Raw genomic sequence first — 11905 nt, 5'->3', positions numbered from 1 at the left:
CCCCACGGCACCGCCCCGGGCTCACGGCACCGCCCCCGGCCACGGCCCCGCGCCCGGCCCATGACGACGCCCGACCCACGACACCGCGCACGACCAATCTCAGGAGGGGAACCATGAGCAGCGTCGACGCCCTCGTCGCCCGCACCCTGGGCATCGCCGAGGACCGGGTCACCGACGTTCTCGAATACCAGTCGATCCGGGAGTGGGACTCACTCGGCCACGTCTCGCTGATGGTGGCCCTCGAAGGGGCCTACGGCGTGACGGTCGACGACGAACTCACGCTCGCCCTGCGCTCGGTGGCGGCGATCCGCGCGTTCGCCGAGGGCCGTGCCCCGGCCGCGGCGCCGGTCGACGCGCGACGCGACACCGTGCACCGCGGCCTGGACGGCGTCAGCTTCGACCGGACCACCATCACCCGCATCGACGGTGCCGAGGGAATCCTGGAGTACCGCGGCTACAGCATCCACGACCTCACCGAGCGCGCCTCCTTCGAGGAGGTGGCCCACCTGCTCGTGCACGGCGAACTGCCGGACGCCACCGCCCTGTCGGCCTTCGAGAAGGAGTTGCGCGCGGCGCGGTGGCTGCCCGGACCGGTTCTCGACCTGGTCCGCTCGCTGGCCCACGCCCACCCCATGGACGCGCTGCGCACCGCGGTCTCCGCGCTCGGCGCGTACGGCCCCCGGCGCGACGCGGCCACCGACGAGACGTACGAGCAGGCCCGCGACACCGGCATCGCGCTGATCGCCCGGATCCCGATGCTGGTCGCCGCCCACCACGCCTTCCGGGACGGCCGCGAACCGTGCGTCCCGGACGAGGAGACGTCCTACGCGGAGGCGTTCCTCACCGTCCTGCTCGGCGAGCGGCCCACACCGGCCGCGGTGCGCTTCCTCGACAAGGGCCTCATCGTCCACGCCGACCACAGCTCCAACGCCTCGGCGTTCGCCGCCCGCGTCGCCACCGGCTCCCGGGCCGGGATGACGGCGTCGGTCACCGCCGCCGTCGCCACCTTCGCCGGATCGGTGCACGGCGGCGCCGCCGAACGCGTCATGCGGCTGCTGGACGAGGTGGGCTCGCCCGAGCGGGCCGGTGCGTACGTGGCCGAACTGCGGGGCCGGGGCGAGCCGGTGATGGGCTTCGGCCACCGGGTGTACCGCACCGAGGACCCGCGGGTACGCCATCTGCGGGCCACCGTCGTCGAGTTGAGCCGGGAGCGCGGCGACCGCCGCGGTCTCGACATCCTCGACGCCGTGGCCGAGGCCATGCGCCCCTACGGGCGGCACGGCCTCGCCGCCAACGTGGACCTCTACGCGGGCCTCGCCTACCGGCTGCTGGGCCTGCCCGACGACCTCGCGGTGCCCCTGTTCGTCATCGGTCGCACCGCCGGCTGGGTGGCGCAGGCACTGGAGCAGCAGGCGGACAACGTCCTGATCCGGCCGCTGCTGGACTACGTCGGCCCGTGCGGCCGGGAGTTCCCCGCGACACGGGAGGCGGACGTCCGATGACCTCGCCGATCAGGACCCGGCTCGCCGGGCGTCCGGCCGAACTGTACGGCCTGCCGGAGTGCGCCGGGGCGAGCGGCTTCGACCTCGGGGCCGTCCCGTACACCGGCCGTGTGCTGATGGAGTCCCTGCTCAGGGCGGGCGACGCCGCGGCGGCCGCCGCGCTCGGCAAACGGCTGGCGGCCGGGGAGGACCCCGGCCTGGAGATGCCGTTCCGGCCCGCCCGCATCCTCGTCCAGGACTACACCGGCATCCCGCTCCTGGTGGACCTCGCGGCGCTGCGCGACCGGGTGGCCGAGCCGGGGCGCGTCAACCCCGCGCTCCCGGTCGACGTGGTCGTCGACCACTCCGTCCAGACCGATGTGGCGGGGCGGCCGGACGCGCTCGCCCGCAACGAGGCGCTGGAGATGCGCCGCAACCGGGAGCGGTACACGTTCCTGAAGTGGGCCGAGGGGGCCTTCGACGGGCTGCGGGTCATCCCGCCGGGCAGCGGCATCGTGCACCAGATCAACCTGGAACGGCTGGCGACCGTCGTCGCGCACGGACCCGGCGACCTGCTCCACCCGGACACCGTGATCGGCACCGACAGTCACACCACCATGGTCAATGGCCTCGGCGTCCTCGGCTGGGGCGTCGGCGGCCTGGAGGCGGAGGCCCACCTGCTGGGCCTCGCCCGGCCGATCGGTATCCCGCCCGTGGCCGGGGTGCGTCTGACCGGTGCGGTGCGGCCGGGCACCTCGTCGACCGACGTGGTGCTCGCGCTCACCGAGCGGCTGCGGCGGGAGAACGTACGCGGGCTGATGCTGGAGTTCACCGGCCCGTCCGTGGCGGCCCTGTCGGCCCCCGACCGCTGCACCATCGCCAACATGGCGCCCGAGTACGGTGCGATGTCCGCCTTCTTCCCGGTGGACGACGAGACCCTGGACTACCTGCGGACCACCGGCCGCAGCGAGCGGGACACGGCCCTGGTGGCCGAGTACTGCCGGCGGCAGCGCCTGCTGCGCGAGGACGCCGAGCCCCGGTTCGGCAGGGTGATCGAGTTCGACCTGGGCGAGGTCGGGCCGAACCTCGCCGGACCGAGCCGCCCCGACCAGCGGATCGGGCTCGGCGAACTGCCCGGTTCCTTCGCCGCCCTGCACCCCGCCGCGCCCCGGACCGCGGACGGCGTCACCGACGGCGACCTCGTCATCGCCTCCATCACCTCGTGCACCAGCACCTCGAACCCGACATCGATGCTGGCCGCCGGACTGCTCGCCCGGCGGGCCGTGCAGCGCGGCCTGAGCGTGCCCGCCCACGTCAGGACCAGCCTCGCGCCCGGCTCCCGGGCCGTCACCCGCTACCTGCGGGAGGCCGGGCTCCTCGACGACCTGGAGCGGCTCGGCTTCCACGTCGCCGGGTACGGCTGCATGACCTGCAACGGCGGCAGCGGCCCGCTGAACGACGGCGTCGGCGCGGCCGTCGAGCGCGCCGGGCTCACCGTCGCCGCCGTGCTCAGCGGCAACCGCAACTTCGAGGCCCGGGTCCACGCCCAGGTCCGGGCCGGATACCTCGCCTCGCCCGCCCTGGTCGTCGCCCTCGCCCTGGTCGGCCACGTCCGTGCCGACCTGGACCGCGAACCCCTCGCCACCGCCGCCGACGGCACCCCGGTGATGCTCCGCGAGCTGTGGCCCGAGGACGCCGAACTGCGCGCGCTGGAGGCGGAGTTCGTGACGCCGGAGGTCTTCGCGGAGGAGCCCGGGGAGCAGGAGGGCTGGGCCGCCCTCACCGCCCCGGACACCGAGACCTTCGCCTGGGACCAGGACTCCACCTACATCCGCCCCCCGGCCTACGTCGACGCCCGCCCCCGCAGCGGCCCGCTGACCGGCGCCCGCGCGCTGCTCGTGCTCGGCGACGACGTCAGCACCGACCACATCTCCCCGGTCGGTGCGATCCCCGCCGACTCACCGGCGGGCCGCCACCTGGACGCGCTCGGGGTGCGCGACTTCAACTCCTACGGCTCGCGCCGCGGCAACCACGAGGTGATGGCCCGCGGCACCTTCAGCAACCCCCGCCTGCGCAACCGACTCGTCGGCGACGGCGACAGCGGCGGCACCACCCTGCACCTGCCGAGCGGCGAGCGGCTGCCGGTGTACGAGGCCGCCCGCCGCTACGCCGCCGAGGACACCCCGCTGATCGTGCTCGCCGGCCACTCCTACGGCATGGGCTCCTCCCGGGACTGGGCGGCCAAGGGGCCGTGGCTGCTGGGGGTGAGGGCGGTCCTCGCCCGGAGCTTCGAGCGCATCCACCGCGCCAACCTGTGTGCCATGGGCATCCTGCCGCTGCTGCTGCCGCAGGACCCGGAGGATCTCGGTCTGACCGGCCGGGAGACGTTCCGCCTGGAACTCGACGGTGCGCGGGAGAACGGCACGGTACGGGCCGAGGCCGACGGCACCCCGTTCGAGCTGCGTGCCGACGTCCGGTCGGCGGGGGAGTGGGACGTGCTGCTCGCCGGCGGCACCCTGCCCCACCTGCTGGCCCGGCTGCGGGACGGGGAGGCGCGGTGAACGCGGACCTCCTCGGCGAACTCGGGCTGCGTTCCGCCGCGTCGGCCGACGCCCTCGCCGCCGGGACCAAGGCGTTCGCCCCGGTGCACGTCGGCACCCATGACGTGGGCATCGGCACGGTGCTCGACCTGATCCACCGCGACGAGCAGCTGCTGCCGCCGCGCACCGGACACCTGGGCAACTGGGAGGACATCGCGCGCGGCAGATCCGGGCCGATGGACTTCAACACCGCGATCTGCGGCGGCGGCCACGGCTACCCGCTGATCTACGGCTTCACCCGCACCGAGGCCGAGAGCGAGGGCGGCGACGAGGCGTACCAGCCGGGTTCCCTCATCGACCAGGGCAAACGGGACACCCTGGCCCTGCACACCTGGGACGGTCGGCGCTTCGTCCGCCGCGACCGCTCCCGCCCCCTGTTCTGCCCGCTGACCCGGGCCGAGGTGGACGGCGAACTCGTCCCGCTCGTCGACCTGCACTGGCGGCGGATGCGGGAGATACCCGGCTTCCGCTTCACCCAGTGGGCGAGCGTCCTCACCGACAACGCGCCCCTGGTCACCGACATGCTGACCCTGCTGATCGAACAGGCGGACGCCACCGCGAAACAGGGCACCCGGCTGTCCGAGCTGATCAGCCACGCGGCACGGCCGGCCGGCGAGGTGGACCGCTGCGATGCGGCACGGGACGGTGAGGGCTACGTCCTGGACGGACACCGCTACCCCTCGGCCCGCGCGCTCGCCGAGGCGGCCATGGCACTCGTGCGCGCCCTCGTCGAACCCGCCGCGTTCTTCGACCGGCTGCCGGAACTGCCGCCGGTGCTCCCGGTGATGTCGCTCCAGCTGACCAATGTGCTGTTCGCCCTGCTCGGCACGCACCGCCCGGACCGGGCGCCCGGCACCCCGGAGAGCCCCTTCATCACCCACCTGCACTGGGGCGCGCGGGCCATGGCGGGCTGCCCGCCGCGCCGCGGCGGCTACCTGGCGCGCAGGTCCACCGTCCGCTCGCTGCGGGCGATCGCCACCCCCCTGACACGCCACTTCGACGAGGCCGCCCCGGTGGCCTTCGTGCTGCTGCCGGCCCAGGTCTTCATGCTCTGCCCGCCCAGCACGGAGACCGCCGACGCCGAACTGCTGGCGCAACTCTTCACGGACGTGCGGGCGGCCGGGCCCGACGGTTCCCACGCACGGGCACTGACCTGGCTCGCGACGCACGGCGAGCGGCTGTCGCCCTATCTGCACGGCCGCTTCGTCGGCGGCAGCGGCGTGCCCGCCGACGGCGAGGCGCGCGGCGCGGCCGTTCCCGTCGAGCCGGAGGGGTTCCGGGAGCTGACCTTCCGGCAGGCATGCGGGGTGGTCGCGGCGTTCGAGGAGGTGCTCGGATGAGGTTCGTCCACCGCACCGCGCGGATCGCGCTCAAGGAGCCCTTCGCCAGCAACACGGCCGTCACCACCGAGGTGCAACAGAGCGTCGTCGAGCTGACCTGGCAGGGTCTGACCGGCCACGGCACCGCTCGCGGCGCGGACCCCGAAGAGGTCGACGCCTGCGCGCCCGTGCTCACGGACGCGCCGTCGCCCTTCGAACTGCGCCGGGTGCTCGCGCGGCTCACCGACGCCGGGATCGGCCCCGCGGCCCGGTCGGCCGCGGACATGGCGCTGCACGACCTGCTCGGCAAGGCATGCGGACAGCCGCTGCACCGGCTGCTGGGCCTGGCCGGGCTGCCCGTCGCGCCGACGGCCCTGTCCATCGGCACCTGTCCGGACGACGAACTCCTCGCCCGGGGACGCGCCCTGGCCGGCTGGCCGGTGCTGAAGCTGAAGTTCACCCCCGACGACGACGGCAGCCGCGCCGGACTGCTGCGCTCGGTGTACGGCGGGCGCATCCGGGTCGACGGCAACGGCTCCTGGGACCCCGACCGGGCACTGCGGGTCGCCCGCACCCTGCACCGCCACGGCGTCGAACTCCTCGAACAGCCGGTGGCGCCCGGCGATCCGGTGGCGCTGCGGTACGTCCACGAGAACGCGCCCCTGCCGGTCTACGCCGACGAGGACTGCGCCGGGCCCGAGGACGTGCCGCGACTGGTCGGCCGGGTCGCCGGGATCAACGTCAAGCTGGTCACCTGCGGCGGGCTCCTCGCCGCCCGCGAAACCGTCGTACTCGCCCGGCGCGCCGGGCTGCGCGTCATGCTCGGCTGCAAGCTGGAGAGCTCTCTCGGGGTCACCGCCATGGCCCAACTGGCGCCGCTCGCCGACGAACTGGACCTGGACGGCCACCTCGGCCTCGTCGGCGACCCTTATACCGGAGCCGAGGTCGACCGTGGTGTGATCGGTCTGCCGACGGCCCCCGGCCTCGGCGCCACCACGACCAGCACGAAAAACGGAGAGAACTGACATGCGACTGCGCTGTGCCGTGCTCGACGACTTCCAGGACGCCGCGCTGCGATCCGCCGACTGGACGCCGCTCCAGGACCGGATCGAGGTCGTCGCCTTCCGTGAACACCTCGTCGACGAGGGCGAACTCGCCGCCGTCCTTGCGGACTTCGACATCGTCGTCACCCTGCGCGAACGGGTGCCGTTCCCGGCCTCGCTGCTGGACCGGCTGCCGCGGCTGAAGCTGCTCGTCGCCTCCGGCATGCGCAACTCCGTCATCGACTTCGCCGCCGCGGAGCGCAACGGAGTGACCGTCTGCGGCACGGCCAGCTCCTCCACCCCGCCCGTGGAGCTGACCTGGGCGCTGCTGCTCGGACTCGCCCGCGGCCTGGTGACCGAGCACAACGCGCTGCGCGAGGGCGGTCCCTGGCAGTCCACCGTCGGCGCCGACCTGCACGGCCGCCGCCTCGGGCTGCTCGGCCTGGGCAAGATCGGCAGCCGGGTCGCGCAGGTCGGGCTCGCCTTCGGCATGGAGGTCAGTGCCTGGAGCCGGCACCTCACCAAGGAACGCGCCGACGAGGTCGGCGTCGAACTCGCCGCGAGCAAGGAGGAGTTGTTGCGCGGCAGCGACTTCGTCTCGATCCACCTCGCGCTCGGCGAACGCTCCCGCGGCCTGCTCGGCGCGGACGAACTCGCCCTCCTCAAGCCCACCGCCTACCTGATCAACACCTCCCGGGCCGCCATCGTCGACCAGGACGCGCTGCTCGCCGCCCTGCACGAAGGCCGCATCGCAGGCGCCGGAGTCGACGTCTTCGACATCGAACCGCTCCCCGCCGACCACCCGATGCGCACCGCCCCCCGCCTGCTCGCCACCCCGCACCTCGGCTACGTCTCGCAGTCCAACTACGCGACGTACTACGGCCACGCCGTGGAGGACATCCAGGCGTTCCTGGCGGGCGAACCGGTACGCCGCCTCGGCTGACCGGATGCCGCGGCCGGCCCCCGGCCGGCCGCGGCAGTCCCTCGAAGTCCGTGTCCACCGTCCCTTGGAGATCCACGTGAGCTCGCAACGCCGCACGATGAAGCTCGGCGCCTTCCTGCCCGCGCCGGGCCACCACGTAGCCGCCTGGCGGCATCCGCACGCCCGACCCGACGGCGGACTCGACTTCGACTACTACCGCTCGCTCGTGCGGACCGCCGAACGCGGCCTGTTCGACATGGTGTTCCTCTCCGACGGAGCCGGGGTGCGCACCAAGTACCGGGACGCCGACGAGCTGAGCCGGCAGGGCCGCATGGTCCACTTCGAGCCGTTGACGCTGCTGTCGGCGCTTGCGGTGCACACGACGCACATCGGGTTGGCGGCGACGGCGTCGACGTCGTACAACGAGCCGTTCAACCTGGCGCGGAAGTTCGCGTCGCTGGACCATCTCAGTGCGGGGCGCGCGGGGTGGAACGTCGTCACCTCGGCCACCGACGCGGAGGCGCGGAACTTCAATCTGGACCGGCAGGCGGACCATGCGTCGCGTTATCACCGGGCGCGGGAGTTCATGGAGGTGGTGACCGGGCTCTGGGACAGCTGGGAGGACGACGCGTTCCTGTACGACAAGGAGTCGGGGCGGTTCTTCGATCCGGAGAAGCTGCACGTCCTGGGGCACGAGGGGGAGCACTTCAAGGTGCGCGGCCCGCTGAACGTTGCCCGCCCGCCCCAGGGCTACCCGGTGATCGTGCAGGCCGGATCGTCGCCCGACGGGCAGGACTTCGCCGCCCGCTGGGCCGAGGTCGTCTTCACCGTCCAGCAGACCCTGGACGGTGCGCAGAACTACTACCGCGGGCTGAAGAAGCAGGTCGCCGACCACGGCCGCGACCCCGACCAGGTGAAGATCCTGCCCGGCGCGTTCATCGTCGTGGGCCGGACCCGGGCGGAGGCCGAGGACAAGTACGCCACCCTCCAGGAGCTCGTCGACCCGGTCGTCGGCCTCGGCATGCTGTCGTACCAGCTCGGCATGGTCGACATCTCCGGCCACCCGCTGGACGGCCCGCTGCCCGAACTGCCGCCCACCGAGGGCTCGACCAGCAAGCAGCAGCTGATCTACGAGAAGGCCCGCCGGGAGGGCCTGACCATCCGCGAGCTGTATCTGTCCGTGGCGGCCGGGCGCGGCCACCGCTTCCTGCTCGGCACGCCGGAGACCATCGCCGACGAGCTGGAGGACTGGTTCGTGAACGAGGCCGCCGACGGCTTCAACATCATGCCCGACTACCTGCCCGACGGCCTCGACGCCATCGTCGAACTGCTGGTGCCCGAACTCCAGCGCCGCGGACTGATGCGCACCGCGTACGAGGGCACCACCCTCCGGGAGAACCTCGGCCTGCACCGGCCGGAGTTCCGTTCCGCCGGGAGGGCCGCCACATGACCGTCGAGGAGACGGCCCTGCGCGCGGTGCTGCGCCCGCACCCCTCCGGGGTCGCGGCGCTGACCGCCCAGGGGCCCGACGGACCGGCCGGTGTGACCATCACGTCGTTCGCCTCGCTCAGCACCCGTCCCGCCCTGGTCTCCTTCGCGCTGGCCGACAGCTCCAGCACCTGGGCGCAGGTCGGGGACGCGGAATGGTTCGGCATCCAGCTGCTGGGTGCGCACCAGACGGAGCTGGCCGAGCGGTTCGCGAAACGGGGCGCCGACCGGTTCGCCCCGCCCACCGGCTGGCACCGGGGCCCGCACGGGGTGCCGCTGCTCGACGGTTGCCTCGGCTGGCTGGTGTGCGCACCCCGGCACCGGCAGCGGGTCGGCGACCACCACCTCGTGGTGGCCTCCGTCGAGCACGTGCGCGAGGGGGAGCCCGGGGACGGCCTCGTGCACCACCACGGACGGCTGCACCCCGTGACCTCCTCCATCGCAAGGATCTGAACCCATGCCGAAAGTCCTGCTGTTCTCCCGTCAGCCGCTCACCGGCCGACCGCTGCACACCTGGCTCGACGACACCGCCGACAGGGTCGTCCTGATCACCACGCCCAAGGCCGTCCGGGGGGCCGAGGACGTCCTCGCCGAACATTTCCCGATGCACCGCCTGGTGTCCGACTACCACTCGTGGGCCACCGAGGCGATCGCGGAGGAGGCCGCCCGCGCCCACGGGGTGGACCTGGTCGCCAGTACCAGCGAGAGCGACGTCCTGCGGGCCGCCCGGCTGCGCGCCCGGCTCGGGCTGCCGGGCCAGGACCCCGCCTCGGCCACCGCCTACCGCGACAAGGTCGCCATGAAGCGGATCGCCCGCGAGGCCGGTATCCGGGTCCCGGAGTTCGCCGCGGTCGACGCCCCGGCGGACCTGCTCGACTTCCTCGACGCCGTGGGCTTCCCGGCCGTGGTCAAGCCCCGGTTCGGCGCGGGCTCGGAGGGGGTCTGCGTGCTGCGCGGTCCGCGGGACGTCACCGACTTCCTGGCCCGGAGCACGCCCGACGTGCCCCATCTGCCCGGGCAGTGGATGGCGGAGCGCTTCGTCCACGGCGACTTCTTCCACGTGGACGGCATCATGCGGGACGGGCGGGCCGTGCACTGCTGGCCGTCCCGGTACGGCACGGAGGGGATCGCCGGGCGGCTCCAGGACCACTCGCACCTGAGCAGCGTCATGCTCGCCGCCGACGATCCGCGCCGCACGGCGCTGACCGCGCTGACGCACGACGTGCTCGCCGCCCTGCCGGGCTCCTCCGTCCCGCTCGCCTTCCACCTGGAGGCGTGGATCGGGGACGACGGCGAGCCGGTGCTGTGCGAGATCGCCAGCCGGGCGGGCGGCGCGCTGATCGCGGAGGCGTACGAGCGGGTCTTCGGCGTGCACCTGGCCAAGGAGGGGCTGCGGGCCCAGTGCGGCAGCGCGATGGCCCTGACCGAGCAGCCGCCCCCGCCCGCCTCCGTCTCCGGCTGGATCCTCCTCCCCCCGGGCCGCGGCGCCTTCGTGCCGCCCACGCAGCCGTGCCCGGTGGCCGCGGCGGACCTCACCGTGCGACTGGCCCCGGGCACCGTGGGGCGCGGGGTGGAGCACCTCACGCAGTCGGCCGCCGACGCCCTGGTCACGGCGGACACCGCGGCGCGGGTGCACGCGTACCAGGAGGAGATCGCCCAGTGGTGGAGCACCGCCGCCGACTGGGTCCCGGACGCCCCGGCACCGTCTCGATGACCCACCGGAAAGTACCGAGAAGAACCGAAAAGAGCTGTCATGTCTGAGCATGTACTCGTCGTCGGGACCGGCCGCGACTTCCCGGCCCGGCTGCGCGCCGCCCGGCCCGGTACCGCGACCTCGGTGATCGTCCACCTGGACTACCTCCACAAGGTCCGTGAACCGGGCGGCAACGCGCGGGTGATCGGGGTGCGCGGCGACGCCCCCGACGAGGAGTGGATCGCCCTGGCCGCCGCCGCGCACGCCCGGCACCCCTTCACCCGGATCGCCACCTTCGGCGAACGGGACCAGGACCGCTACGCCGCGATCGGCGAGGCCCTCGGGCTGGCCTGCCACAGTGTGCGGACGGTGTCCCTGGTCCACGACAAGGAGGCCATGCGCGACCGGCTGGCCGAGGCCGGCCTCGACACCACCGCGCATGCCCGGGTCGCCGATGCCGACGCGCTGCGGGCGTTCGTCCGCGAGCACGGGACCTGCGTGGTCAAGCCGGTGTCGGGGGCGGGCAGCGCCGGGGTGGCCCGGGTGACGGCCGACAGCGACCTCGCCGAGGTCTTCGACCGGGCGGGCGGCAGCTACCTCGGGCTGGTCAACCCGGGTGTGCTGGTGGAGGAGTTCATCGAGGGCCCCCAGTTCAGCGTCGAGGCGGTCTCCGAAAGCGGCGAGCACCAGATGGTCGCGATCACCGCCAAGTACTCCGACCCGGCGAGCTTCGTCGAGCTCGGCCACGTCTCGCCCGCCGACCTGCCCGAGGACCGGCGGCAGCAGCTCCACGCCTGTGTCGCGGGTGTTCTGGACGCCCTCGGCGTGACGTTCGGCGTCACCCACACCGAGGTGGTGCTGGGACCGGCCGGGCCGCGGGTGATCGAGACGCACGTACGGATGGGCGGCGACGAGATCCCGGCCCTCACGCTGGACGCCACCGGCGTGGACCTCGACGTGTGCGCACTGCGGCAGGTGCTGGGGGAGCGGGTGCTGCCGGACGTGCGGGCGGCGCTCGCCGCGCCCCGGGAGCCGCGCGCCTCGGCGATCTGGTTCGCGGCGCTCGGCGCGCGCGGGCTGCTGGGGGAGGTGGCCGGGCTGGAGGAGGCGCGTGCCGTGCCCGGTGTGACCGAGGTCCGGGTGAGCGCCCGCGCGGGCACCGAGGTCGGCGGTCTCACCTCGTCCGATTCACGGGTTGCGTACGCGCGTGCCCTCGGCGCACACGCCGACGAGGCCGTCTCCGCGGCCCGCGAGGCCGTCGCCCGCCTGGAGTTCCAGCTCCGGGTGCGCGACGCGGGCGGGGGGGGGGGGGGGGGCGCCCCCGCCCCCCCCCCCCGGGGGGCCCCCCCCCCCCGGAGG

9 protein-coding genes are annotated in these 11905 nt (G+C 74.0%); all 9 read left to right on the top strand.

Translation table 11 applies throughout. The features are described from left to right. Positions 1-113 precede the first annotated feature (113 nt). The gene (locus ACFC79_RS04910; RefSeq protein WP_376235285.1) at positions 114-1502 is read left to right on the top strand and encodes a citrate/2-methylcitrate synthase; all 1389 of its coding nucleotides are present in this window, start codon (positions 114-116) and stop codon (positions 1500-1502) included. Continuing rightward, positions 1499-4042 carry an aconitate hydratase AcnA gene (gene acnA / locus ACFC79_RS04905; protein WP_376235282.1) on the top strand — a complete coding sequence of 848 codons (2544 nt, stop codon included), beginning with the start codon at positions 1499-1501 and terminating at the stop codon, positions 4040-4042. Before ACFC79_RS04910 ends, acnA begins: the two co-directional genes overlap by 4 nt. Further along, positions 4039-5421 carry a DUF6025 family protein gene (locus ACFC79_RS04900; RefSeq protein ID WP_376235280.1) on the top strand — a complete coding sequence of 461 codons (1383 nt, stop codon included), beginning with the start codon at positions 4039-4041 and terminating at the stop codon, positions 5419-5421. Before acnA ends, ACFC79_RS04900 begins: the two co-directional genes overlap by 4 nt. Further along, a complete protein-coding gene (locus ACFC79_RS04895) occupies positions 5418-6425 on the top strand; it encodes a mandelate racemase/muconate lactonizing enzyme family protein (protein WP_376235277.1) in 1008 nt (335 codons plus the stop codon). The genes ACFC79_RS04900 and ACFC79_RS04895 overlap by 4 nt, the downstream gene beginning before the upstream one ends. Before the next feature lies 1 nt (position 6426). Beyond that, on the top strand, positions 6427-7386 hold the full coding sequence (locus ACFC79_RS04890; protein WP_376235274.1) for a D-2-hydroxyacid dehydrogenase family protein: 960 nt from the start codon (positions 6427-6429) through the stop codon (positions 7384-7386). A 76-nt stretch (positions 7387-7462) separates the two neighbouring features. Beyond that, positions 7463-8815, top strand: a complete 1353-nt coding sequence (locus ACFC79_RS04885; RefSeq protein ID WP_376235271.1) for an LLM class flavin-dependent oxidoreductase — start codon at positions 7463-7465, stop codon at positions 8813-8815. Next, complete coding sequence (locus ACFC79_RS04880) at positions 8812-9306, top strand: flavin reductase family protein (protein ID WP_376235269.1); 495 nt, start codon at positions 8812-8814, stop codon at positions 9304-9306. Before ACFC79_RS04885 ends, ACFC79_RS04880 begins: the two co-directional genes overlap by 4 nt. Positions 9307-9310: 4 nt before the next feature. After that, on the top strand, positions 9311-10567 hold the full coding sequence (locus ACFC79_RS04875) for an acetyl-CoA carboxylase biotin carboxylase subunit family protein (RefSeq protein ID WP_376235266.1): 1257 nt from the start codon (positions 9311-9313) through the stop codon (positions 10565-10567). A gap of 39 nt (positions 10568-10606) precedes the next feature. Next, positions 10607-11905 (top strand): ATP-grasp domain-containing protein (locus ACFC79_RS04870; RefSeq protein ID WP_376235263.1); only part of this gene is annotated, 1299 nt, incomplete at its 3' end.

The organism is Streptomyces sp. NPDC056061, assembly GCF_042266885.1.
Classification (GTDB): Bacteria; Actinomycetota; Actinomycetes; order Streptomycetales; family Streptomycetaceae; genus Streptomyces.
Note: the sequence above shows the minus strand (reverse complement) of the source record. Positions and strands in the feature narration are given on the sequence as shown.